This window comes from Spiroplasma alleghenense (genome assembly GCF_003363775.1).
Lineage (GTDB): Bacteria > Bacillota_I > Bacilli_A > Mycoplasmatales > Mycoplasmataceae > Spiroplasma_B > Spiroplasma_B alleghenense.
The window spans coordinates 921,149-947,278 of sequence record NZ_CP031376.1; the positions used below are offsets into that span (position 1 = coordinate 921,149).

General features: G+C 29.9%; 25 protein-coding genes. 4 read left to right on the top strand and 21 right to left on the bottom strand.

Annotated elements, in window-relative coordinates:
* Positions 1–89: 89 nt before the first annotated feature.
* The 3 genes from SALLE_RS04190 to SALLE_RS04200 all read right to left on the bottom strand — a co-directional run bounded on the left by SALLE_RS04190 (position 90) and on the right by SALLE_RS04200 (position 1,591).
* Positions 90–566, bottom strand: a complete 477-nt coding sequence (locus SALLE_RS04190) for a hypothetical protein (RefSeq protein WP_115558371.1) — start codon at positions 564–566, stop codon at positions 90–92.
* A gap of 277 nt (positions 567–843) precedes the next feature.
* On the bottom strand, positions 844–1,173 hold the full coding sequence (locus SALLE_RS04195; protein WP_115558372.1) for a hypothetical protein: 330 nt from the start codon (positions 1,171–1,173) through the stop codon (positions 844–846).
* Between the two features lie 169 nt (positions 1,174–1,342).
* Positions 1,343–1,591 carry a helix-turn-helix domain-containing protein gene (locus tag SALLE_RS04200; protein WP_115558373.1) on the bottom strand — a complete coding sequence of 83 codons (249 nt, stop codon included), beginning with the start codon at positions 1,589–1,591 and terminating at the stop codon, positions 1,343–1,345.
* Between the two features lie 182 nt (positions 1,592–1,773).
* Here SALLE_RS04200 and SALLE_RS04205 point away from each other — a divergent pair, with 182 nt between their 5' ends.
* On the top strand, positions 1,774–2,376 hold the full coding sequence (locus tag SALLE_RS04205) for an FMN-dependent NADH-azoreductase (protein WP_115558374.1): 603 nt from the start codon (positions 1,774–1,776) through the stop codon (positions 2,374–2,376).
* Positions 2,377–2,396: 20 nt separating this feature from the next.
* Here SALLE_RS04205 and SALLE_RS04210 read toward each other — a convergent pair whose 3' ends face one another.
* The 11 genes from SALLE_RS04210 to oppB form a co-directional block, all read right to left on the bottom strand.
* Positions 2,397–3,143: a class I SAM-dependent methyltransferase gene (locus SALLE_RS04210; RefSeq protein ID WP_115558375.1), complete on the bottom strand. Its 747-nt coding sequence runs from the start codon at positions 3,141–3,143 to the stop codon at positions 2,397–2,399.
* The gene (locus SALLE_RS04215; RefSeq protein ID WP_115558376.1) at positions 3,144–3,707 is read right to left on the bottom strand and encodes a hypothetical protein; all 564 of its coding nucleotides are present in this window, start codon (positions 3,705–3,707) and stop codon (positions 3,144–3,146) included. It lies immediately after the preceding gene.
* A gap of 61 nt (positions 3,708–3,768) precedes the next feature.
* Positions 3,769–4,428: a hypothetical protein gene (locus SALLE_RS04220; protein ID WP_115558377.1), complete on the bottom strand. Its 660-nt coding sequence runs from the start codon at positions 4,426–4,428 to the stop codon at positions 3,769–3,771.
* Positions 4,429–4,491: 63 nt separating this feature from the next.
* The gene (locus SALLE_RS04225) at positions 4,492–5,535 is read right to left on the bottom strand and encodes a hypothetical protein (protein WP_115558378.1); all 1,044 of its coding nucleotides are present in this window, start codon (positions 5,533–5,535) and stop codon (positions 4,492–4,494) included.
* Between the two features lie 30 nt (positions 5,536–5,565).
* The gene (locus SALLE_RS04230; RefSeq protein WP_162807954.1) at positions 5,566–8,583 is read right to left on the bottom strand and encodes a DNA translocase FtsK; all 3,018 of its coding nucleotides are present in this window, start codon (positions 8,581–8,583) and stop codon (positions 5,566–5,568) included.
* A 119-nt stretch (positions 8,584–8,702) separates the two neighbouring features.
* The gene (locus tag SALLE_RS04235; RefSeq protein ID WP_115558379.1) at positions 8,703–9,362 is read right to left on the bottom strand and encodes a hypothetical protein; all 660 of its coding nucleotides are present in this window, start codon (positions 9,360–9,362) and stop codon (positions 8,703–8,705) included.
* A gap of 2 nt (positions 9,363–9,364) precedes the next feature.
* On the bottom strand, positions 9,365–11,587 hold the full coding sequence (locus tag SALLE_RS04240; protein ID WP_115558380.1) for an ABC transporter substrate-binding protein: 2,223 nt from the start codon (positions 11,585–11,587) through the stop codon (positions 9,365–9,367).
* Between the two features lie 118 nt (positions 11,588–11,705).
* Positions 11,706–13,730 (bottom strand): oligopeptide ABC transporter ATP-binding protein OppF, encoded by a 2,025-nt coding sequence (gene oppF / locus SALLE_RS06105; RefSeq protein WP_162807955.1) that lies wholly within the window; start codon positions 13,728–13,730, stop codon positions 11,706–11,708.
* 3 nt (positions 13,731–13,733) lie between these two features.
* Positions 13,734–15,431: an oligopeptide ABC transporter ATP-binding protein OppD gene (gene oppD, locus SALLE_RS06055; RefSeq protein ID WP_115558381.1), complete on the bottom strand. Its 1,698-nt coding sequence runs from the start codon at positions 15,429–15,431 to the stop codon at positions 13,734–13,736.
* A gap of 18 nt (positions 15,432–15,449) precedes the next feature.
* Complete coding sequence (gene oppC / locus SALLE_RS04255; protein WP_115558382.1) at positions 15,450–16,427, bottom strand: oligopeptide ABC transporter permease OppC; 978 nt, start codon at positions 16,425–16,427, stop codon at positions 15,450–15,452.
* A gap of 19 nt (positions 16,428–16,446) precedes the next feature.
* Positions 16,447–17,664 carry an oligopeptide ABC transporter permease OppB gene (gene oppB, locus SALLE_RS04260; protein WP_115558383.1) on the bottom strand — a complete coding sequence of 406 codons (1,218 nt, stop codon included), beginning with the start codon at positions 17,662–17,664 and terminating at the stop codon, positions 16,447–16,449.
* 148 nt (positions 17,665–17,812) lie between these two features.
* Between oppB and SALLE_RS04265 the strand changes: the two genes are divergently transcribed.
* Complete coding sequence (locus SALLE_RS04265; RefSeq protein ID WP_115558384.1) at positions 17,813–18,295, top strand: hypothetical protein; 483 nt, start codon at positions 17,813–17,815, stop codon at positions 18,293–18,295.
* 13 nt (positions 18,296–18,308) lie between these two features.
* On the opposite strand, the gene SALLE_RS04270 is transcribed toward SALLE_RS04265, so the two are convergent.
* Positions 18,309–20,030: a ribonuclease J gene (locus SALLE_RS04270; protein WP_115558385.1), complete on the bottom strand. Its 1,722-nt coding sequence runs from the start codon at positions 20,028–20,030 to the stop codon at positions 18,309–18,311.
* 228 nt (positions 20,031–20,258) lie between these two features.
* On the opposite strand from SALLE_RS04270, the gene SALLE_RS04275 reads away from it, so the two are divergent.
* The gene (locus tag SALLE_RS04275; protein ID WP_115558386.1) at positions 20,259–20,558 is read left to right on the top strand and encodes a rhodanese-like domain-containing protein; all 300 of its coding nucleotides are present in this window, start codon (positions 20,259–20,261) and stop codon (positions 20,556–20,558) included.
* A 16-nt stretch (positions 20,559–20,574) separates the two neighbouring features.
* Here SALLE_RS04275 and SALLE_RS04280 read toward each other — a convergent pair whose 3' ends face one another.
* From SALLE_RS04280 to SALLE_RS04290, 3 genes are read right to left on the bottom strand one after another with little or no spacing between them, the layout of a single operon-like run.
* The gene (locus tag SALLE_RS04280) at positions 20,575–21,282 is read right to left on the bottom strand and encodes a hypothetical protein (RefSeq protein ID WP_115558387.1); all 708 of its coding nucleotides are present in this window, start codon (positions 21,280–21,282) and stop codon (positions 20,575–20,577) included.
* 50 nt (positions 21,283–21,332) lie between these two features.
* Positions 21,333–21,713, bottom strand: coding sequence for a PTS sugar transporter subunit IIB (locus SALLE_RS04285; RefSeq protein WP_115558388.1), 381 nt, complete (start codon positions 21,711–21,713; stop codon positions 21,333–21,335).
* A complete protein-coding gene (locus tag SALLE_RS04290) occupies positions 21,713–22,504 on the bottom strand; it encodes a diacylglycerol kinase catalytic domain-containing protein (protein WP_115558389.1) in 792 nt (263 codons plus the stop codon). Before SALLE_RS04290 ends, SALLE_RS04285 begins: the two co-directional genes overlap by 1 nt.
* Positions 22,505–22,610: 106 nt before the next feature.
* Here SALLE_RS04290 and trpS point away from each other — a divergent pair, with 106 nt between their 5' ends.
* Positions 22,611–23,621 (top strand): tryptophan--tRNA ligase, encoded by a 1,011-nt coding sequence (gene trpS, locus SALLE_RS04295; protein ID WP_115558390.1) that lies wholly within the window; start codon positions 22,611–22,613, stop codon positions 23,619–23,621.
* Between the two features lie 36 nt (positions 23,622–23,657).
* Here trpS and SALLE_RS04300 read toward each other — a convergent pair whose 3' ends face one another.
* The 3 genes from SALLE_RS04300 to SALLE_RS04310 form a co-directional block, all read right to left on the bottom strand.
* Positions 23,658–25,250 carry a lipoprotein gene (locus SALLE_RS04300; RefSeq protein WP_162807956.1) on the bottom strand — a complete coding sequence of 531 codons (1,593 nt, stop codon included), beginning with the start codon at positions 25,248–25,250 and terminating at the stop codon, positions 23,658–23,660.
* Between the two features lie 11 nt (positions 25,251–25,261).
* Positions 25,262–25,606 (bottom strand): hypothetical protein, encoded by a 345-nt coding sequence (locus tag SALLE_RS04305; protein WP_115558392.1) that lies wholly within the window; start codon positions 25,604–25,606, stop codon positions 25,262–25,264.
* A 143-nt stretch (positions 25,607–25,749) separates the two neighbouring features.
* The gene (locus SALLE_RS04310) at positions 25,750–26,127 is read right to left on the bottom strand and encodes a PTS sugar transporter subunit IIB (protein ID WP_115558393.1); all 378 of its coding nucleotides are present in this window, start codon (positions 26,125–26,127) and stop codon (positions 25,750–25,752) included.
* Positions 26,128–26,130: the final 3 nt, after the last annotated feature.

The window sequence follows — 26,130 nt, forward strand, 5'->3', positions numbered from 1 at the left end:
TATGTTATTTTATCATAATTCACAAGATTAAATTTTGGATTAAATAGTAGTAAAAAAACTTCAAATTAAGAAATTCTTAATTTGAAGTTTTAACTAATTTTTGTAAGAAAACCTTTAATTTTTCCAAAAGCACTATGTCAGTCTTTTAGTTCAAATGCAATTTCAGGATCTCAATCTGATACAAAAAATGATGTCGATAACAAGATTGCCGAAATAAAAATTAGAATTAAAAGTGTAATACTTATTTTTTTAAGCATTCTGGCTTCTTGTTTTAATGTTACAAATGATAGAAACATAAAGAAACTTAAAATGGCAATTGAACCAATTCATAACCATGGATTCAATAGTGAAATTACAATTAATTTTATTGGAATTTGGTTATAAATTATTGTAGACATTCCAGGAATGGTTTCATCGTCAGATTGAATTGACATATATTTATATCATTCATCTCAAACTTTTGATGTTTCTACCATATTTATTAAAAAGTATCCCATGCTTAATACTAGCAATATACCAAATATGAATAGAAATATTTTGAAAAAATTTAATCTTGCTTTTAACATTAATTATCCTCTTTCTCTTTAAGTTAAAGTAATTATACCAATTTAAAACAAAAATTGAAATTATTTAAAAATTATTTTATATCAATTTAAAAAGCCGGTTAAAAACCGGCCTCTTAAATTGATTGAATTTTAATCGGGCTATAAATATAAGTCGAGAAAATAATACCCTTTCGCAATTCTTTTGTAATACGATAATATAGTTTCTCGCTTTCGCTTTCTTAACTTAGATTATTTTACAAATAAATAAATAAAAAGCAAGTTATTTTAATAAAATTTATTATTTAGCGAAGAAGCTCGCCTTAATTTCTGAATTTCAAGAAATTTTGTCCTCGTAATTTTTTTTAGAAATATATAGTCAAAAACCATTAATATTAGTTTTATTTTCATTGCAAATTGAATGGGTAGCGACTAAATTTGAAGAATTATGATTATTAACATTTCCGTCAACTCAATCAATATTCCACCCCTTCATACCAGGTTCTGGTTCTTTTGTGTTCATATCTTTAAATTTCAGAATGTCATCACAAATGTAGCACATTCTATTTTTTTCTTTATCCAAATTATTGAAGCTAATTGCATTTTCTCAAGCTATATTAAATTTTTCCATTTTTTTACCTCGTTATTATTATATCATAATTGATATTTTCAATAAAACTCAAAATTATTATTTGAAAAATAAAAGTAAAAGAAGCTCTATAGAGCTTCTTGTTTTTTTAAAAAAGTTACCAATTAATAAATTAATCAGATTTGTATAGATTGTTTTCTTGCCTTTTTTTCTAGTCTTCTTCTGAAAAGGGTGCGTCCTTAGCTCTTTTTCAACCAAAAGTTCTACCCGTCTTATTTCTTAAAGATTCAGGGCCTTTAGTTTGATAATTAATGCAAGCGTTTCTTGCAGCAGAGTAAGAAACTTTATACATTTCAACAAGATCTTTCAAAGGAACGTTATCTTCAAAATGTTTTTTTACCATCTCTAATTTTTGCTCATAACTCAAAATATTAGACTTATTTCCTTGGTGATTCGCCACAAAATTACTCCTTTCTTTTTTTACAATCTATTTATATAATAAACGATTTTTTTTAATTTTTTACAATAAGTGCAATTTAAATAGAAAAAAGTGCTAAAATTTAGTGTTAAAAGAGGATAAATTAACTTATTAGTTGAATAATAATTAAATAGGAATAGAATAAATATCAAGGAGGAATTATTATGAAGAATAAAATTTTAGTAATAAATGGTTCAGTTAGTCCTATTGAAAAATCATTTTCTGTCGCATTAACAAATCTATTTATTGATGAGTACAAAAAAAACGATCCCGAGGCAGAGTTTATTCATTTAGACTTGAACACAAATGAAATGGCTGGAAAAACACTTACAAGAGAAAATATGGGAACCTACTTTAACGAAAAAGATAGTATGGCTTATATTGAACAATTAAAGGATGTAAATAAGGTTATAATTGGTTGTCCAATGAATAACTTCAACGTTTCTGGAATTGTTAAAAACTATTTAGAACATGTATTATTGGCAAATCAAACTTTTTCTTATAAATATTCAAAAAAAGGAGATGCTATTGGTCTTCTAAAGCACTTGAAGGTTCAGATTTTAACTACCCAAGGAGCTCCATTTGGTTGATATCTGTTTGGTAACCACACCGAGTTTTTAAAAGGAACTTGAGAATTTATGGGGGCACAAGTTAACTCACCAGTTTTACTCGCAGGTACAAAAGTGGCTCCAGTAAATGCTATGGATCCTAAGGCAGCAGCCTTAACTGTTAAAGACGAAGTTATCAAAGCAGCTAAAAGCTTTTAAAATAGACGAAAGTCTATTTTTTATTTGGCTATTATTGTGACCGTTTTTAAATTAAGTACCCTTTTCATTCCATAATTGATGATAACTTTTATATCAATAAATCCAGCTTCTTTTAAAATGGCCTTAAATTCATCAACTCCAAATCAGTTTAGATTAAATTGTTGTCTTTGAGTCTCAACTAATTTCTCTTTATGAAAATCTTCATAAACTAATTCTGAAATAGTTTTTTGGTTAACTCAATCTATTTCCTTGGATATATTAGTCAACTTAATTGAACGATTATCATCAATTTTATAATCAAAAGAATGTATTGTCCCTGCTTTAAAATTTGAAGGAAAAATTAAATCAATTATTACCTTTCCATTTTTAGTTAGAATAGACTTAAATTTTTTTATAAGTTTAATTACTTTTTCACGTTCCTCAATTAGACAAATTGTTCCTGTTGGCATTAGTATTGCTTCATATTTTTTTTCAAATTCTGTTTCCACCAAGTCACCCAACAAAAGTGTCGTATTTTCTTTATACTTTAATAAATTTATTTTGCAAATTTCTAACATCTCTTGAGAGTTATCAATTCCTTCAATATCAATTCCTTTTCTCAAAAAGGGGATCAACATTCTACCCGTTCCCACACCCGCCTCAAGAATTTGGCCGTTAATTTCTTTTATTTCTTCATAATAAAATTCCAAGTCACCATCCACTGAATGACCAACCGGTTTTGTTAAGTCATAAATTAATCCACTTAAACTAGGATAATAATTTCCCATTTAAGCCTCCAAAACCGCGCTTCTATTTGCAATGGATTTTGAGTTTTTAACTAATATATTTATGAATCGGCTTGAAAGGATGCCATCAATTGCGACAGAAACCGTCAATGATGCGATAAAAACTACAACTCAATAGATTTCAACTTTACAGTTAATCAAAACTATAATTAATAGCAAGTATAATAAAGCTCTTAATGTCAAAGATGCAATCAAGTAAGAAATTTTAAGGCGGTTCGCAGATATTTTTTCTGTTACCGAAGGTTCTAGTGGGTTTTTTTGAGTTTGTTCTTTAATTTTATTTTTAGGTTTTGGCTTAATTAAAGGTCAAAATGCCAAGGCAATAGGAATAGAAGCAAGCGCGCTAGAATATCTATTAATGGGGAATTCAACTGCGCTTTCAATTATGAAAGATAAAACAATTACAGCTCCAACAGTTAGACTAATTTCGAAAATAAGTTCATTTTTAATCAATAGAGCCTCAATAAGCAAAAAAATTACTAATAAAATAGTAATTAAAGATTTTAAAAATATTTGTATTCAATTCAGTGATTTTGTTAATTTCATTTTATCGCCCCTAATATTAAAAACATTATAGCATATTTAGGTATATTAGGGTAATAGTTATTTATTTAAGATCAGACTCTATGAATTTAACCAGCTCTTTGAGAGCCAATTTATATTTCTTCATTTTTGTGTTTAAAGTAGCTGTACTAATAGGTTCATCAGGGTAAGGAACCAAAGTTTCATCTTTACTTATAATTGCCATTTGCATTGAGAATATCTCCGTTACAAATAGATTTTTGAAAATTTCTAAAATTTCATTAAGTATAGAAATATAACTTTTAGTTATTATTGAAATAACTTCATTTTCTCCACCTAGAGACTTTATTTTATTTAAAAATAATTCTTCAAGAATTGAATTGGTTTCCTTAATTTCATCGACTCCCTTATTTCACAAGCTTTCAATTTGAACTTCTGCCTTAGCAACTTGAGAATCTTTTAAATTTAATTTTAAATCTTGAATAACAGATTTTGGAACTCCAAAACCAAAAACCATTTTATTGCCAAAGTAATTTAAAATAACTTCAACCCTTGCATTCTTTAAAAAATCTTTTGTAATTTTTTTGATATCTTCTAAATCAGTTTTGTAACTATCATTTTTTTGATTTGTTACTACATTTTTTTTATCACGCTTCTTATTTTTTACTATAAGAATTAGACTTATAGTCCCTATTAAAATTGCCGCTATTGCTATGGAAAGGACAATTCAATAAATTTCACTCATAATTTAATCCCTCTCTTATTTCATAACTTTAAAATTATACATCAATTAATTTAAATCAAAAAATTATTTAATAAGTTTATTAAATAATTTATCATATTCAACTAAATCTTCGCGGCGATTAATCAACTGATCATAGTTTTTGTCTGCAAGTTCTTTTTCGTGAACCAATTGAGAAAAAGATGATGAAGATTGGGACTCCATTTCTAAGTCATACTTTAATTTTGCGAAATTTGGTTCTGCAAATAAATTTTCGTCAATATTCAAGCAGTAACTTAAATATTTAACTTCTTGATTTCTATCAATTTTTTCAAGTAAAGATTTAATATCTGTAAATTTTTTAATTACGGATTTCATTAATCTGCAATTTTCCCTACGAAAAGTCAGAGCTTGCTTGAATAATTCCAACAACTCTGAATTGTACGATTTTAAAACCTTATAGTTATTTGTAATTTTCTCTTCATTTTCTTGAATTCGACTTAAATTGTTTTTTAAACCAATAACATTTGCATCTCTCTTGGCAACCCTAACGTGTCTAAACTCAATATCTGTTTGATGAGCAAATTTTTGGTTGTCTTCTAGTAATAAGGAACTAAGATAGTCCAGTTCTTCAACCTTTTTTATTATTTCTGTGATTTTGTCAGTATTTTTTGAAAATAAAGTCAAAGCTAGATTAATTTCATTATTTAAAATAATTACTGGATCAAACTTATCTCTTACTTTCAAAAGCGTTTCTTTGGTCTGTTCATCTAAATAAATACTTTTTAAAAGATTTTTTCTAATAGAAAAAGCTTCTAGTATTTTTAAACAGTTTTTTTCGTCTATGCTTCCTAATGGATTCTTTAGATTCTTTATTTTAACACTGGCAAAATTATTTTTTCTCAATGTTAAAGATTCTAATTTCTTACTAGAACGATTAAGAAAGTCAATAATTATTTTCTTATCATCTAAACTAGTCTTCTTGATGTTAACAAAACCAATAACATTTCCAACTCTATCATAATCAATTCCCAAAGGAATAAAGTAAGTTCTTGTAGGAATTTTTTTGGTAACCTGGTTAACGGTTACTTCATATGAATAGTTGATCTCAAATATTTCTCATGTTTTCATTGAAATCCCCGCCCTCCTATTTTAATTAAACTAATATTCCTCGTTGCTTATGAATACTTCTCTAGGTTTAGAGCCGTTTTGAGGTCCAATAATTCCATTTAATTCTAAGTCATCAATAATTTTTGCAGCACGATTGTATCCAATACTAAAGCGACGTTGAATTAATGAAGTTGAAGCTTTTTGAATTTGAATTACATAGTCCTTGATTTCCTCGTAAAGGTCGTCATTTGAACCTCCCGCATAAGTATCATTATTTTCTTGAATATTCAAAAAATCTTCATCAAATATTTGTTGTTGTTGATTTGAAGCGTAATCTACAATTCTTTCAATTTCTGAATCACTTAAAAACGCTCCTTGCGCTCTGGTTAAAGTTGAGCTACCTGGCGGCATATATAACAAGTCTCCTCGACCAATTAACTTTTCTGCCCCAGTCGAATCTAAAATTGTTCTAGAATCAATTCCTGAAGAAACCGCAAAAGCAATTCTGGTTGGGATATTTGATTTAATAACTCCAGTTAGAACATCAGTTGAAGGTCTTTGAGTTGCTACAATTAGATGAATTCCAGCAGCTCTAGCCATTTGGGTTAGACGCATAATGCTATCTTCAACATCTTTTTTATTAGCTGTCATCATTAAGTCCGCTAATTCATCAATTACAATTACATAAAAAGGTAAACGATTTTTTTCATCTGTAATTTTGGCATTATAGCCCTCAATATTTTTAACACTCAATTCTGTAAACAAACTATAACGGCGTTCCATTTCATTAATGACTTTCTTTAAAGCATTATTAGCTTCGCGCATATCAGTTATAACTGGTGCTAGTAAATGAGGAAGGTTTGAATAAATTTGCAATTCAACTTTCTTTGGATCAATCATCAAAAATTTCACTTCGTGAGGCTTGCTTCTTAGTAGTAAAGAAGTAATAATTGTGTTTATCATAACTGATTTACCACTTCCTGTAGAACCAGCAACAAGTAAATGAGGCATTTTATCTAACTCAGCAAAAAGAAGCTCTCCAGTAACGTTTTTACCAATTGCAAATAACAGTTTTGAATTCATTTTTTGAATCGGAGTTTTTTCAATAACTCCACGTAAACGAACTAAGCTTGGAACATCATTGGCAAGTTCAATTCCTACCAAAGCTTTACCTTCAATTGGTGCTTCTAAACGCACGTTTTGGCTTGCTAGGGCCAATTTTAAGTCGTTTTCAAGCGATATAATGCTGTTAACCTTTGTTCCTGGAGCTGGTTGTAATTCAAACTTGGTTACAGTTGGACCGATATTCATATTAACAACTTTGGCATTAACGTTAAATTGAGCTAATGCATTATTAATTGCTTCCGCTTTTGCGTGAGCCATTGCTTCATTTTTCTTAATATCTTCAAGGCTTGTCTTGTGTTCATCCAATAATGAAATTGGTGGAATTTTATAACCCTTGTTAACAAAAATCTCTTTTTTTATTTGCTTAGTTTTATCTACTGAGATGCGGTTTGATGGAATTTGTGGATTATTCAAGAAGCTATTACTTACTAATCGAGTATTATTTCTTTGGGCAGCAATTTCAGCCATCGGACTTCTTGAATTGTGTTGTTTTGCCAATAGTTCTTCATAACTTTGACGTTCTTGTTTTTCACTTGAAATAAATTCCTCTAATGTAGATTGTCTTGGTTTGCTTGAATTTAAATTATCCAAACGGTCTTGCTGACTTGGAGAAATTCTTTCTTTATTTGGATTATTTAGACTGCTAATTAGCTCTGTTGTTTTACCATTCGCCCCGAAAGGAGTAATCTTAGTTTCTTTTTCAAAAATTTCACGAGCTTGTTTTGTTGAAATATTACCATAAATACTTGATTGCGGCATTTCGTATTTTTCTTCGCTAAGTCTTCTTGATTCATAAGATTCCATAGAAGGATTTTTAAATACAGAGTTTTGGTTATTAGAATAGACTTGATTTTGTTGCTCACGATTGGGTGAAAAATTATTTTCAAATTCTTGGAAGCTGTTTTCATAGAAATTATCATTATTGTGCTGAATTGGTTTGTATCCACGAGCCCCTTTTTGTAAAAACACATCATCAACTTTTTGCATCTGAGTTAACTGATCATCATTTTGATGAAAATCTAGTTGTGTGTTATAAAAACCACGACCCTGATTTTGATAAAGATCTTCTTGGCGATGTCTACGAAAACTTGGCAGTTCAATTGTAACATCACTTTCCTTAATTGACTCCAAAATCATTCGATCATTTAAACTTTCTCCTGGATTAAAGTCAAGAACGTCCATGTAACGGCGTTTTGAACTTGAGGCGCGATTACCACTATTTTTTAACTGCAAAATACGCAAACTTCTACCACGACGCTTGCTTTTGGGTTTAAATAAATAGAATGGGTCACCTGTGAAAATTCAAATCATTGTGATGAAAAATACAAAAACCGCAATTATTAAACCACCAAAAATTGTAGTAAATCCAGCGATAGCAGCAATTAAGTTACCAAAAATACCTCCACCAGCTCACAAAGTAAAGTAACTTTCTGGAGGAGAGATTAGTCAGGGATTAGAATTTTGATCATTTGCTGAGAAAACCGAATTTTCTTTTCAATTAGTAAAGTAACTATTCATTACATCAGAAATAATTGATTTTGATCACCAATTCTTCACAACAAATAACTCAGATTCAGTTGATCAAGCCACAATTAACAAGATTGCAGAAATTAAAAAACAAGATGCCAAAATTGTGATTGTTACCATTAACAAGAAACGCTTTTTAAATTTATATTTTATTCCAAAATAAATCGAAATATCAAATGCAAAAAAAACAAAATAAATAACGTATTTAAATCAACCAAAAGGCAGAGTAAAAATGACATCGTCAAAAAACTGACCAACAACAGTTAGCCTTGCGATTGAAACAATATTAAAAAAGAAAAGCAGTAAAGCCCCAATTATTCAACCAACCGAGTCCCCACGACGCTGCTTTTTGGAAACGCTAAATGCTCGAGTGCGGTCGTCATTTTGATCATCTAGCTCGCGTTCTCTATCCTTCATATTAAACCACCTTAATTTGTGCATATTTATTTAATTATTATACTAAATTCGCAAAGATAATTCAAAGAACCATCAAAGAAAGAAAAATATCTTTTTAAAATAAATTTAAAAAGATATTTCTAGATATATGTAAATTCAAATTCTTGATTTGTATAGTGTAAACTTTCACTATTTCCTTTAACTACTATTTTACCAACTTCGTCGTCTTCTGGTTGTTTGACAGAAACTATTTCTAAATTATTTGAGTTGCAAATTAGATGGTTATTGAATCTTTTAATTCTGGCTAAAATCACTTCAGGTTTTTCTTTATCAGCTTCAAAGTCTTTCAAATATGGTTGAATAACAATGTCACTTAAATTCTTTTTCTCATCCTTGAAAAGTTGGGTTTCAATGACTTCGGTGTGGTCTTCAAAATTTAGACTAGTTTGTTTGGCAACTAACCTAAAAATTACTTTATCACCAATTTTAAAACTAATATCTTTATCAGAAATAATATCATGATTTTCATTTAAATATTGAAATTCAAAGTCATCCTCTACTACTGGTAAATAAACATCGCTTTCAAAAGCTCTAGCAACATTTCATTCAAATACTTGCTGATCGGTTCCGTCTGTAGCCCCTTCCAAGATTCCGATTCGTGAAAATTCAGATGAACTATAGGCTTGTAAATTGGTTTTATTAAAATCACGGTTGTGAGTTGGATCTCCACAACTAATAACACTAAGCGCACTAGTTGAAGTTACTCCTAATGTAAATAGGCTTATAAGTAATTTCTTCATAATTAGTTACCCCCCATTTTAGCTTCTAGTTTCAAAATTCGTTTTTGTTCTTCATAGCGAATTGCTAAAATATCACGTTCGCGTTGAGTTAACAAAAAAGGAGTCAGTTCAACAAAGTTAAAACGATATTTTGAACCTCCATATGGAGTTAAAGGTTGAGTAAATGGCTTTTTATAAGTTAATTTTACTTGGTAACTACCATTTGGTACATAAACTGGAATTAATAAATAATCACGATAAATTAAATTAAATTCTGCTTCTGCATATGCTTCATAACGAGTTTTTAAATCAGTTGAAATTTTATCTGCAGCGTTTAGTTTAGTAGAAAAGTCTGCATAACTATTCATTGTTTTGGTAGCTTCTGGATTTTGCTCTAAATATTTGTATTCCTCTTTGAAACCTTCAAAAACAACTGTATCTCCATTTTTTTTGAAATTTCCTGCACGATTAGTTCCAGTATAACCTTGTAAATCCCCACCAATTGCATAAGTATTTAAGTAAGTTGAGGGATCTGAATAATCTGGTGATCAACCTGAAATAACTAAATTTCAACCACCTTTTTTAAGAAGGGTTTGGTATTCTGTTACATCCACAGTAATATGTTTAACAATTTCAATTGGATTATTGTCAATTGAGTTAAAAGTGTCAATCATATTTTCTAAGTAAATATTTGAAGTTGTTGCTAAGTTACCATTCATCAATGTTGGAATTTTAACTCTATCATTAATACCAACTGCCTTTAAATCTTTTCTAACTTGATTGAAAAGATTATCAAGAGTTATTTCTGGATTTGTATCTTTAAATGAATTTTTTAAATTAGCTTCATTATGATAAAGCGCGTCGCTTCCATCAGCTAATAAGTCACTTGCAGAAGTCGTTTGACCTGATGATTCAACATCTAAAGTGGCATTTAAAGCGTTTGGTTTCATTACTTGTTTTTCATATTGTTTTTCAACATAACTTGCATAATCTGTTCCATCTTCTTCAACAACAAATTTACGAGCTGTATAAACGTTTCTTAAAAATGATGATGTTTTTCCTGAATCTAAGGCATCTGAAAAGTATTTAGCAAATAAGCTTCGATCTAAAAAGTTCGATAATGTCGCTCTAACAGATTTTGTTGTCATCGCCAAGTTTGCACGTCGAGATATTTCATCCCGACCAACATTGGCCATATTCATTGTGTAGTTAAAAGTTGTTGGGTCTGGTGAAGTTTCACTTGTAGCTCCTGCAAAGATCGGGTTTGCCGCATCTTTTCCAACATATTTATTTCAACCAGCTGAGTCAGTTGGGGCGATGATAGCTTCACTTGCATCTCCTGATTCAAAAAGCACCCTGTTACGACTAACATCTGCATTTTTTAAGTAAGTATATTCTAATTTGCTAACATGGATATCACTTGAGTTAACGTAATTTGGGTTTTTCTTCAAAATTATTTGTGAAGTTGGTTCATAAACATCAACCAAATATGCTCCTGAATATCAAGGAATTCTTCAAGTTCTTCCGTAATTATAGTAAGATTCATTTGGTTTATCTTCGCTGATTGCTTTATCAGGTAAAGGTGCAAATGCTGTATAAGTTACAACTGTATCAAAGTATGGAACCCCTTTTGTTAAGTGGAAAGTGAATTCTTTAGAATCCTTTGAAGGAGTTGTAATTCCTTCAAAATTTTCATAAAGTTGTTCAATATCAGAAGAACTAGCTGGGGCAATTGAAAAAGTACCGTTTTTCTCCTTAACTCCATTTAGTTTCTGTTTTAATTCAGTAGCACCTTTAACAAAGGTTTCTCATAAACCAGCTGTTTCTGAGATACTTCTATTATTTAAAACATAAAATGCAGCATTTTTCATATCTTTTCCTAAAATAGGATCCATTTTATTACCAAAAGCATCATATCAATAAGCATCATCTTTGAATTTGAATGTTCATTCTGTTGAATCTTCATTACTTCTTACAATTTCTGCCAAATCGCCAACAATTCTACCATATTGGTCGTTTGTTAAAAGCGTGCCTTGAAGGTTGTTTAAATAACGACCATCTTCTGCTTGCATGGTTACTCCAGTTGATCAATTAGTTAATGGGTACAAGTAAGTAAATTTAAAGGTATTAACGTCGTTTAAACGACTCATTAATCGGCTAGTTGTTACACCACAACTAGTTACCGCACTCCCTGCTAGCGTAATCGCCGAGAAAGATGCTAGCATTTTTAATTTTAGTTTAAGCATTTTATACCCCCCTTTATTTTTATTTGCTATATTTGATTATTATAGTGTTTTTTTGTGAACAATTCCACTATTTGATATTTAATATTAAAAAAAATGCCAAACTAAATTGTTTGGTATTTTATTTCTTTTTTAATGCATTATATTCTCTAGTATTAGCCAAAACAAAGTGTCCAGGTGTAATTTCCACAAATTCAGGTACATCGAAAATATAGTCGAAGTGGACTTCTTCAGGATTATAATCAATATGAATTTTTGTTTTTTCTTGCTTTGGATCTGGTAAAGGAATCGCGGTTAATAGTGATTTAGTGTATGGATGCATTGGATTATCAAATAATTCATTTGCTTCCGCTAATTCAACAATTTCTCCATGATAAATTACCGCAATTCTATCAGCAATAAATTTAACAACTGACAAGTCATGAGCTACAAAAATATAGGTTAAATCAAATTTTGCTTGAAATAGTTTTAATAAGTTTAGAACTTGGGCTCTAATTGAAACGTCCAGCGCAGATATTGGCTCATCTGCCACTACAAACTCTGGTTTCATAACTAGCGCTCTTGCTATTCCAATTCTTTGTCTTTGCCCTCCAGAAAATTCATGAGGATAACGAGATAAGTGTTCTGATAGAAGTCCAACCTCTTTTAAAATAGATAAAATTAAAAATTGCTTTACATCGCTATCTTTTACTTTATCCATTGATAGTGATTGTTGTCCATCTTTTAAATTGTTGTTATAGAATTCAACATAACTTGATCGGGCTTCTTCATTTTTATATAGTTCAGGAAAGTTTTCTAAACCTTCTCCAATAATTTGGCCAACAGCCATTCGATCATTTAATGAAGCTGCTGGATCTTGGAAGATCATTTGCATTTTTTTCTTAAATTCTCTTCTAGACTTACGGTTTTGCAATACAAAGAATTTTGACTGTGCAATTACATCATCAATTGAAGGTAATTTTAAGAATTCAAGTAGTTCAATGATTGATTCATACGCTATTGACGGCTGCTCGTCATCATTTTTAGCTCAACGATAGACTTCAATGATGTCGCGCTCTTTAATAACTTCATCATTTACTACTTTAACTTTTTCAAGAGTGTTTTCATAACTACTTAGTAGTTCTTTTTGCTGAATTGTTTGTTCTTCTTGATTTGATAACTTAGAAATACGCTTTTCTAAAGTCGAAACAATTTGAATCTTTGTTGCTGTAATTTCAGCATTATAAATATCAATTTGTTTTTTACGACTTTTTTGCGAACTCGATAAAGCGACATTCATTTTTTGGTTATCTGAAATTGTTAAGAATGTTTTAGAAGCTTGACGGCAACGCAAAGTTATTTCTTTTAGAACTGTAAATAGGTCGTTAAAGAAATCCTTTAAAGAATTATAATGTCCCTTAGTCTTAAAATTACGGCGAATTTTTTCAACTTTTAAAATGTACTCATAAGCTTGATTATTCAAAGTTTTTGTACGCATAATCAAATCCATAGTATCATTTTGCTTTTTCATAATTGAAAGTTCTAACTCTTTGTCGATTTCTGGTATGTAAGAGCTTAAATTGTCAATGAATCTTAATAAACGTTTTTGTAGTTTTATTACCCCAATTAATGATTTTAAATTATCATTAACAAGCGCTTTAACTAGTTCAAATTGCTTTGCGCTTCAATCACTAGTGCTTATTTTTTTGTAAAAATTACTTCCATCTTTTAAAATATAATTTTGATTTTGTATTTCCTTGATTTCATTAGTTTTAATATTATAATCTTTATTTTCAACATATTTATAATATGTTTGTTTAGCAGATTTTAAGTAATTATTTAAAGCAACAATTGAACTATTAATATTTAATTGCATATTATTAATTTTGAAAAGAATCTTTTTATTCATTAAATTTAGATTGGGCAATTTTCCCCCAATTACATTATTTTCTAAATAAACAGTTCCGTCATGAATCGGCTGAATCCCCATAATAGCTCTTCCAATGGTTGTTTTACCACTTCCCGATTCTCCAACTAAACCTAAAGTTTCTCCCTTAAGAACGTCAAAGTTAACTCCTTTAATCGCTTTAAATGTTTTACCCTTAGCACGAAATTGTACTTCAAGGTCACGAACCATTACAAAAGGTTCTTTTTGATTAGATTTCATAAATTACTCACCGACCTTTGCATCTCTAACAGCTTTTGAAAGCATGTCTAATTGTTTTGGTCTTTGAACTTTTGGTGACCTTGGGTCTAATAACCATGTTTTAGCGTAATGATTTTCACTCACTTTAAACATTGGAGGTTCGTGAATATAATCAACTTTCATTGCATATTTATTTCTTGGCGCAAAAGCATCACCTTTAATATTTGAAAATAATGATGGTGGTGTTCCTGGAATTGAGAATAAATCTTCACCTTTGATTCCAAGTTGGGGTAGAGATGATAGCAGTGATCAAGTATATGGGTGTTGGGGGTTGAAGAAAATATCATCCACTGTTCCATGTTCTATAATTTGACCAGCGTACATTACAGCAACTCGGTTGGCAATATTGGCAACCACTCCTAAATCATGGGTAATGAAAATAGTGGTAAAGCCATATTCCTTTTGTAAATCTTTAATTAAGTTTAAGATTTGTGATTGAATTGTTACATCCAAAGCAGTTGTTGGTTCATCACAAATTAAAATTTTTGGACGACAAGCCAAGGCAATTGCGATAACAACTCTTTGACGCATTCCCCCAGAATAGCGACCCGGAATATCTTTGAATCGTTTTTCAGGATTTGGAATTCCGACTTTTCCTAATATTTCAATTGCTTCAGCTTTAGCTTGGGCTCGGGACATATTATGGTGTTTACGTAAAACTTCTGTAATTTGGAACCCTACTGAAAGTAAAGGATTTAAACTTGTCATTGGATCTTGAAAAATTGTAGCAATTGTAGCTCCTCTTAGTTTAGTAATTTCCTTGTTTGCTCTTGATTGGCTAATAAAACTTGGGTATCAAACATTTTTTCAGTTTTTAATAAAGGCATTGAAATCAATTTCACTGATTTCACCCCTTGACTTAACGATTGAATTTTTTTCTTGTAAACTAACTTCAAATTCGCTTAAAAATTCCTTTTTAGCGAAGTATTCATCAATTTTTTTAAAGTCATCATCTTGAATTGAATCTTTGTTTTCATAATAGTTTTTGATTAGCTTAACATTGTTCTTTAGTTTTAATTTACGAAATATCGATGGTGTTCTAAACTTTTCAATATCAGCTTTTGCTAAAGCGATTTCATTTGTAAGTTTTTCAAGTTTTTGCTCACGATAACCCGGAGTAGAAGCAGTTTTATAAATGTCTTCGTATTGTTCAATTTTTTCGATAATCGGAATAGACTTAGTAATCCCGCGGTTTGACTTTGAGAATTCGTATTTAGTTTTATTAGCTTCCAATTTCTCTTGAAGTTGTCTTAAAATTTCTTCAACCTCTTTAGGATCAAGAGCGTTAATTTTTTCAATTAAGTTTGATTTTTGACTTATAATATTTTTATTTTGTTTAATAATTCCTTTTTTGGTAGTTTTATCTAATAAAGTTTTATGAAGAGACAAAAGATCTGTCTCGTTTTTGAAATAAGATTCTTCGTCTTCAATAGTTTTTTTGGTAGGAAAGTAAGTAATTGAGCCGTTACTTACTCAACCATTTTCCTCTAACATATTTGTTAGAGTTTTGGTCATAACAGACTTTCCACTTCCTGATTCCCCAACTATAGCGACTGTTTCTCCATCATAAATGTCAAAAGAAACGTTACGAATGGCTGTTAAAGTTTTTGAACGAACTCGGAATTTAACTATTAAATCTTTTATTGAAATTATCTTTTCCATTCTGTTATTTCCTTTCTTTTAACGATGGTTTTTTGGATCTAGTGAGTCAGCAAATACTCGACCAACTAGGAAAACGATGATAGAAATACCAGCAATCATTGCTACTGGAATAATTATTAAGTGAGGGAAGTCTTGTCAAGCACTACTTGCTAAAACTTCGTTTAAAATATAACCCAACGAGGTGTTTTCACGACCAACAATAAATCCAAAGTTGAAGTAATTTAATGTTGAGTCAATCGCAATTGCCCCTGGAATTGAAAATGAGGCTGTTTGAATTACAATTGGTAAAATTTTTGGCATAATGTTACGACCAATTATTTTGTAACCTGGTGTTGCTAAAGTTCTTGAGGCAATATTATATTCGGTATTTTTAACCAAAATAATTTGTACCCTGATTATTTCTGCCATCCCGATTCAACTTACAATAGAAACTGCAAAAACAATTACTCCTCAAGATTGACCAAAAGCGAATATTATGATTAATCACAATATTAATGTTGGTACCAGACTGATAAAACGAGTTATTTCAATAAATAAGATGTCTAAACGACGGTAGTATCCTCAAATTGAACCGATAACTACTCCTAAAATAATTTGAATTACTGAGATTGTAACCGCAAAGATTAAAGTAGTTCGAGTTCCGATTCAAATTTTATTTCAAAAATCTTCACCTTGAATTCCTAAACCAAACAAATGATCTCATGAGGGATTTTTTTGAGTAATATCTCAAGTTATATCACCTGGTTTGGGAACAGCTATTTTACCAATTGGTACAATCGCAGCTAGCAAGACGATTATCAGAAGAACTGCAGTACATACTAAAAATATTCAATTTTTACATAAAATACTTCCAACTGTTTTTCAGTAACTATATGGTTTAGTTGTGATCCTTTCATTCTCTTCGTTTTGAGGTCCAACTATTTGAAATAAATCTTTATCAATTTTTTCAATATCAAAATCATTATTTAAATTATTTTCATTTTTTTGATCTTGCATTATGTGACCTCCTTTTTTATTATTTTGTTAATTTAATACGTGGGTCTAATGCCGCCATAATAATATCAGCAATTAGAGTTGTTATGATTCCAACAGATGCTGAGAAAACAATGTATCCCATAACAACAAATGAATCTTTGGCAGCTACCCCAGAAACAATGAATTTACTCATTCCTGGAATTGCTCAATTTTGTTCTGTAAAAATACTTGAACCAAATATAGTACCAACAAAAGCTACTGGTAAAGTTCTAAAAATTCGGATTCCAGCATTTCTAAAAATATGAATATTAAATACATAGGTACTTGACATACCTTTTGAAAGCGCAAATTTAGTATAATCTGCTGTCATCTCATCAATTACGTATCGACGAGTTGAAATTATAATTGGGGGCATAATCATTAACACAATTGTTAATGTTGGTCAAAATTTTGTATCAAAGGTTCCTGAACTAAACAATCCATGAGCTCCAAAGACATTTATTGAAATTAAGTAAATTCCAACAACAAATACCACTGGAGGAATTGCTGTAAAAATTATGCTTGCTGTATTAATTGAATTATCAACAGTTTTTTCCTTATTTTTGGCAGATAATATCCCTAACGGAATACCAATTCCATAAGAAAACACCATTGCCACTGTACCAAAAGCAAATGAATAAGGTATTGCTTCTGCAAAAACACTTGTGACTGTTTTTCCTGGTTCTGATACTGCTGTTGAGAAAACTTCTCCCAAGTAGAATCATTTGATTACTTTATCTCCAACTAAAACAATTTCCCCTGATGGTGTAATAGTTGCTGTTCCGTTAATAACAACTTCTCTTGGTATAAACGGGATGATATTAAGAATATAGTTCCATAGCTGAGTTAGTAAAGGCCCGTCTACTTTAAACATTGCCTTTCTCATTGCTAAAAGACGAAAGTATTCATCATCACCATAAGAAATTCCTAATTTATTATAGTCAATATTTCCCATGTAAACTTCATCTGGAGTTTGTAATCTTAGCATAATAAATACTACACAAACCGCCAATAAAAGCGTTATTAAGGCGAAAAGAATACGTTTTAATGAATAACCAATTAAAGGAAATCGAGCTCAAAATTCATCAGTATTACTCTTAGCTGCTGCTAAATTGAATTTCATTCTCGTTCATATAGATGATTTAGTATGAATTATTTCATCGTCAAGACAGAAGTCATTTGATTCCAAATCGAAATCAATTTTCTTTTTTTCTTCCATCGAAATGCCCCTTTCGTTTTTTTCATTATTACTTTATAAATTTAAAAAATTGTATTTATTTACATATATTTGCATATATTTATTAATATAACATATAATAAATTATAAGTGAAATTATTTTAAATAAAATTCAAAAGTGAGGGATATTATGGCTAAAAAAGAAAAAAATAACAGTACCTTTAAACAACTTAAGGAATTAAAAGCTGATCAAAAAGAAATTCATGAGGCCGAGGTCAAAGATGTCATAAAAGAGACTTATCAAGGACCTGATAGTTTTGAGCAAAAGACTAAATATCGCTTTGCAAAATCGCTACGTTGATATGAGATTTTAATAACTGTGATAATTTCAGGAATTTTCTTGATGATAGCCTTTTTGGTAGACATTTACGCAATGCCAGGAAAATATTTTGCCTCTACAATGACAACAATTTTAATCGTCTTTGGTTTATTAGTTTGACTAATTATGGGATGAATCAAAAATCGCCGAGCAGCTGGTTATTACAATGATGCTCGAAGAAGATACTTAGCGACAATGACAGATGAAGAAGCTTGAATTGTCAAAATAAGAAAATTAGTATTAATTTTTGTTATAATTCAAGTAATTGGAGCAGGATTTTCATTTTTAATATAAAAAACAGCGGACATTAGTCTGCTGTTTTTGGTCTTGGTGAATTTCTTCTTGGTTCGAAAACCGAACCTGTAATTTCATTAATAATAACCAAAACAATTGGTTGTTTACCTGTATCTTGTTTTACAATACTTTTCATTTTTGAAATAATTTCTCTCTTAATTAAATTTAAGTCAAAACTTTCGGGTTTATTTTTATAATCCTCTTTTGCCTTTTCTAAAATATCAACAACATTTTTTTGCATTAATTTAAAGATTGGGTTATCTTCATTAATATAAATAACCCCTCGCATTTGGATATCAATTAAACTGGTTAGTTCCTTGTCGTTTTCATTCAAGTTAGCACCAACAATAATAACTCCGTCAGTTGCCAATTGTTTTCTTTCATTTAGAACAACTGCTCCAATATCTCCAATTCCAGTTCCATCAACATAGACATCCCCGGTTTTGATTTCCTCTTTTGCAACAACTAGTTTGCCTGATTGAGTAATTGTTAGAACTTGTCCATTATCAATTAATCCAACATTTTCAGGTTTTACCCCAGCTTCAATTGCAGCTTTTTCGGCTTGTAAAAAGTCTTTATACAACGCCTTAACTGGAATAAAGAATTTAGGATTCATGATTTTAGTCATTAGTTTAATATCTTCATAACTAGCGTGCATTGCTCAAATATTTTTTTCACTTAAAACTACTAATTTTGCATTAGTTCTTGCTAACTCATCTAGAATTTGAGCGTGTCGCATTTCAACTCCCGGTGCTGGAGGAGTTGCTAGAATGATAATATCTTTTTCTGTAAATTCAATTACTGTATCATTTCCTGTGGCTATTTTAGCTAAACGTGAGTAAAGTAAATCTCCAGTTCCTGTTACTAACAATATTCCATTATCTGATTCCATGAAATCATTTATTGAGAAGATATTTTCTTCTGAAATATTTAACTTAGTTTTAATAATTGGTGATTCTAAAATTGTTGCCAATGATCTTCCATAAATTGCCATTTTACGATTGTTTCTAATAGCTTCACGAGCAATTTCAGAAAACTTGAAGATATCTTCTTCAAAAATTCCAATAATTAATCTTGCTTTTTCTTTCATTGGACCAGCAATTTTAGCTTCAATTTTATGATTTGGAACTGTATACGACTTTCTTGAAGCACATTCCGCATCACTAATTAAGGCCAAAACCCCATTTTCTGAAATTTTGTTTAAGTGGTGCAAATCAGTTGAAAAATATGATTGCTCTTTTCCGTCAATTATGTAATCTCCGATATAAACGATCGCCCCTTGATCGGTTTTGATAGCATAACCAAATGATTCTGGAAAACTTGAAGTAGTTCTGAAAACTTCAACTTCAACTTTACCGAATTTAATAATCTCTTTATCCTTAACGATTTTAAAATTATTTTCACGATTTTTTAAACGGAATTTTTGAGTCTTGTATTTTAAAACTAATGTTGTTAATTCATTACAAAATACAGGAACATCAACTTCACGCAAAATGTAGTTAATCGAACCAGCATTATATGCTGCTGGATTTGAGATAAAAACTCCTTTTACTCTATGCTTATTATTTTTGATAAATTCAAGGTTAGGAATAACAATATCGATTCCTAAAATACCTTTTTCTGGAAACTTGATACCCGAATCAAAGATAAATAAATCTTCGTCCACATCAACAATAAATAGATTTTTACCGCGTTCATCTTGACCACCAAGGGCCATAAACTTAATTTCTGACATTTTTTTCTCCTCTATTATAAAGACCCTGCTTTACGAAATAAAAACTTTGCTTGTTTTTAACTATTATTTTTATTAAATTACTCGCAATTGCACTTAAGACTTAGTTTTTTATATTATATCTCATTTTATATTTAATTACTTATAATAGTTTAATAATTTTGGATGAAAATCATTAATTGCTTGTTTGCCCTTAATTAGGTGTAAAATATAAAAAATAGGAGGTTAATTATGCGTTCAATTTCTTTTGATGAATACTTAAAAATTCAAGATACCGCCAGAACCATTGATGTAAGGACGGCTAGCGAGGTTAAAACTTTGCTTAAATTCAACTGGGCAGAAAATATTTATGTTGATGATTTGATTAGGAATTTTAAAACCTATTTTCCTGATAAAAATCAATTAATTGTGACTGTTTGTAACGCAGGAAATCGCAGTGGTCAAGCTGCTCAGTTTTTACAAGAAAACGGTTATCAAAATGCTTATGTTTTAACTGGAGGCATTTATAATTACTTTAGAAATAAAAAATAATCAGTAAATTTACTGATTATTTTTTTATTGGTTCTACAAAATCTCTAATTGTATTATCAAAATATTTAGTTGTATTATTTGCTCAAAGTTGGTTTGGAGTTTCATACTTTGAAAGTTTTTTGAATACTTCATTTTTGCTATCTATAAAATCTTGAGTACTAGCAATTTCGTTTTCGTTAACAATTTCTACATGATTATTGTAAATGCTTTTATAAACTAAAATATCAAACACTTTTTTCTCATAATCTTGTAAAAATTTATTATTACGGTATAAGTAGAAATAACGCATCATTTTTTCATTATCTGAATCACCTCTTTGGTATTTAAATGGTGAATCTCAACCCGATAATTCCTCAATTTCAGCAATTGTACTTTTGTAAATCGCTTGGTATTCATCAGAATTAATATAATCTTCTAGGTTATTAATGTATAGCTTTAAAGCCTTAATAGTTTCTGAGCTTGGTTTAAATTTAGCAGTTGGATCTACAAAATCTGGGAACGCTTCTCCGTTAGGAATGATTTCAATACCATTATCATCACCGGGCAATACTGGTTTACTTGGGTTTGGATGAGTTGGTTTACTTGGATCTGGAATTGAAATATTTGGTTGTTCGGGAGTAATTCCTCCACCCCCATTAGCCACACCAAAAGTACATGAAACAACCGAAGTTGGAATTGTTGTTGCTAAAAAGGTTCCTGCCAGAACAGTTAATAATTTTTTCATTAAAATCACTCCTTTGTATTAATATATTATATACCTTTTTAAATCAAAATTTAACTGTCCATATTTTTTAATAACCTTTTTGTTTTCAAAACAAAAGTATTAAAATTATAATCTTTGAGAGATAAAACTACACTATCTTCTGATAAAGTACTTTTAATCCCCAATTTTTTTAAACGTTTTTGGTCCATTAATGAATTTGAAAACAACTTCAAGCAACAATCGTTATTGATAGTTTCGATGCTTTGGATATTATCTAAACCTCCAACTGAGTCCAAAATATTATCGTATTTAAAAATATTTTTCTTAAAATTGGGGTCCTTATTATTCTTATTAAAATTGGTATAAAATCCTTTTCGAATAAATAAATAGATTATACTTCATATGGCAATCACTACTGCCACGATTAACATTACAAGTCAAACTATTAGCATTATTTTAATCCATCCTTAATAAAAATATCTCTCAGCAACTTTATTTTTGTTGGTCCATTTTTAATCGTACTGATAACTTTAACTTTATTTTGAAGTAAACTAATTTGGATTTCGTTTGCATCTAGTTTTTTCAACTTAGTATCAATAAATAAATTATGAGAATTATTTTCAATTTGTAAAGCAACTTTATGGTTTGGTCCTAAAATGATTGGCGCTTGTAAAGAGTGATAATTATTATTATTAATGGGACTAATTTCACTAATTTGGATAATTCCTGAATCAGCAATCACAACACTGCCCCCATTAGATTTGCTAAATCCAGTTGAGCCATTAGCTGTGGTTATACAAAGTCCACTACCTTTGAAATTTTGCAACAACTCATTGTTAATAATAATTTTGATATCTCTAGCTCGTGAATCATTTATTAGTTTTAATTCATTAAGAGCTAAAAATTGTTCTGAACCAAATTCAACATTTAGAACATCAAAGTAATTTATTGTAAAATCACCATTTTCAATTGCACTTATTGTAGCTTTTTCATCCCCCATTTTATTATGGTTTGTATAGAATCCAATCCCTCCGCTTTTAAATGGTACAAAATTTATACTATCAAGAGATTTATTGTATTCTTCCACAGCTCGCAAAAAAGTACCATCTCCCCCAATTATGAAAACAAAATCTGGATTAACTTGATCTTTAATTCAACCATTTTTTAAATGAGTAGTTTCAAGCTTTTTAACTAATTCTTGAGTTTCTGTATAGTTATTTTGAATAATTGCATATTTTTTCATTGAAAACCAACCTTTTGATAATTTTAACAAAAAAATAGCAATTTTAATTTATTAAATAATCTTAGCTAAAATAATCTATAATTTTATTAATAGGAAGCGGTGAATTATGGAAAAGAAAAGATTAATTTCAGGAATTACAAGCACAGGTAAAATGACCTTGGGAAACTACTTGGGGGCAATGCAACAATTTGTTGAACTTCAAGATGAATTTGAAATGATGGTATTTGTAGCTAACTTGCACGCCATTGTTTTACCAATCGAGGCTAAAGTCTTAAAAGAAAACATTAAAAGTATGGTGGCACTTTATTTCGCTTGTGGTCTTGACCCCAATAAAGCAACTGTATTTTTACAAAGTGATGTTTTAGAGGTTACTAACTTAGCTTGAATTCTATCTTGTAATTCAACAATTGGAGAACTAGAAAGAATGACTCAATTCAAAGATAAGTCGACAAAAGTTAGAGCTGATAATGGGACTAATTTCATCCCAACAGGATTGCTTACTTACCCAACTTTAATGGCAGCAGATATTTTATTATATGATGCTCAGGCAGTTCCGGTTGGAAAAGATCAAAAACAACATATCGAGTTAACAAGAAATTTAGCAGAACGACTTAACAATAAATTTGGGGAAATGTTCACAATTCCTGAACCAATTATTAGAGAAAACGGAGCTAAAATAATGGACCTTCAAGATCCAACTAAAAAGATGTCAAAATCTTCTACAAATCCAAAATCATATATAGGTCTTTTGGATGACTTAAAACAGGTTGAAAGCAAAATCAAGGCCGCTGTCACTGATAGTGAAAATATTGTTAAATTTGATGTTGAAAATAAACCAGGAGTAAGTAACTTAATGACAATTTATTCTTGCATCACTAAAAAAACTAATTCACAAATCGAAGAAGAATTTAAGGGTAAGAATTATGGTGACTTTAAAGCCGCAATTGCCAAAGTTGTGATTAAGCTTTTACAAAAAATTCAAGATAAATACCAAGAACTATTTAATTCTCAACAAGTTGAAGATTGATTAGAACAAGGAGCTTTAAAAGCTAGAACAATTGCTGCTCGCAAGTTGCAAAAGGTTGAATGAAAAGTTGGACTAAAATACAAAAAATAGAGAAAGGTTATTAATAAACCATTCTCTATTTTTTAATTATTCTGCTAACTTAAACTGAGTCGCTTCCCCAGATTTGGGAACATAGTCTTGAATTAGCGCAATTGAATTAGCACCATTAAAATCTGTTGATAGAAATAACCTTAAACCTCAGTTAATTTCACTAATAATATTATCACCCTCAAGAGCATAAATATTACCATTAGCATCAACATAAAAACTATTGTGTTGTTTTAAACTCATTTGGTTGAGATTAAATGAGGGTTGAATTCCAAATTTATCTAAATCCTCCATGGCTTCTTGAACTGGTTCTTCTCCCAGGATTTTTCCAAATAAATCATTATAAGTATATTTTTTACTAAATTCCACATCATCAGGTTTTTTGATTTCTAAAAATGTATTTTCTGATTCTGGTTTTTGATGATATAAACTATTAAAAAACTTAGCAACCGCATCTAAAAGTTCTTTTTGATAAGTTTCAATATTACTTGAAGTTGTTTGTTGAATATAGAACGTTGAAATTTCAGGTAAGACAAATTCACTTCCACCATCATTGACAATAATCCCACTAACATTCATTCTTCCAAAAGCATTTGTTTTTTTGCTATCCAATTTTAAGTCATCTTTTTTAAAGAGTCCACCAAATTTTTGGTCAATACTATTTTCAAAATTATTAAAGCCGAATAAACTGGTTTTGCCCTTGCTATCAGAACTCATTTGGTCATAAAATGATTTCAATTTATCTCCATCAGCTTCCCCACTTTTCAAAATTTCTACAAGTTCCTTGCGTTGGGTGCTTGAGTGAATTATTCTCTGACTTAATGTTAAGTAGCTCATTGAATTTAAATGAAAATCAAATTTATCACTTGTTAAAGATAGTTTGGTTTTAAACGCTTCTTTTAAAGATTGCTTTGATTGATTTTCTCATAAATTTGGATTAGTATTATTTTCATTAAAAATTAAATCTGGTTTTTGCATTTTGTTACGAACATCTTGAAATTCAGCAGCCAAACTTAGAGCAGCAGGTTTACCTGCCGTATTGAAAACCGCTATTGATTGAGAAAGTTCAATTTGATCGGTTGTTTCTGCAAATCCTGATTCTTCTAAGTAGTTAAAACTAAAAATTAAAGAAAACTCAATCGCAAAAGCATTATTTACTTTTTTAACTTTAGTATTATCAACTGAGAAAAATATTTTAGTCTCTTCAACATCAGGTTTGATGGTACGGTATTCAATTTTAGAATTAATATTTGAAATAATATAATTGCGGATTTCTTTAATGTTAATTAATTGACTTAGATCCATTAAGAATTCAGCATTTTGTTCATCAATTGGATCTTGCTTATTTGAAAAATTATCTTCCAAATAAGCATAATTTAAGAATTTGAAATCGCTTTCTTGACTTTCATTATCATCTGAAATAAGGACATAATTATTCATCAGTGAATCTAATCCTTGAGTCATTAAATAAGTTTCAATTTCGTTTTTATACATTTCTGTTAAATATCTGTAATCAGCAGAAGGAAAGTCTAGTAAACTTTCTGACTTTTCCCTAGTATTACAAGCAACCACACTAGCAGTTGTGCTCGCTGTCAAGGTTAGTCCGCCTAAAATTAGTAATAGTTTTTTCATATTTTCTCCCTCTACTGATGAAATTCTTCATCAAAATTTCATTTTACTTTTCGAATTTTTTCAATTCTCTTAGTTGCGTTTTTCTTTTTTCTAAATTCTAAACATACGTTATGAATTGCAATTAAATTGTTAATTACAAATAAATCCTTAAGAGTTGTATCAATTAAATCAACATACCATTGCAAGGTATCTGGTTTTTCAAAATTAAAATAATTTTCTTTTAACATGTGATACTTGCAAACGTAACACATTTTCATTACATTCGGGTCTGCGTTTTCTAAAACAATAGCCTTATCTCAGGCTGCTTGCAATTCCTTTTGGTCAAATTCAACTTCGTTGCCATTAATTTTTGCCATTTTCAAACTTCCTTAAATAAATTTTAATAGGTATTATCAAAATAACCTTAAAATGATTATACTCTTTTTGATTCATTTTAAAAAGTGGCTGCAAATAAAAAATACCACTTTGAATTTCAAAGTGGTATTAAAGGTAAAATAAATTAGTTGTGATTTACTCAAAGTTTTTCAATTGCGGGTTTTAGTGATGAAATGTAGGGTCCATAAATTACTTGAACTCCTGTCCCTGCGGTTTTCACCCCTAAAGCCTTAGTGGTTTTTAATTTTGGTTCGTCAACAAGACTTGCATCAAATACTGTTACTCTCAAACGAGTTGCACAGTTATCTAGCAATTTAATGTTAGCGTCTCCACCAAGTCCATCAATGATATCTCTTAGTAATTTAATATCATAACCATCAATTTGATCAGCTTTAGCTCCTTTTTTACCTGTAGCTTTTTTTGCATCAGCGTGTCCTAATAATTGATTCAATTCGTTGTGAATTTGTTCTGGATTATCGTATTTTATATAAATTTTTGCCATAGT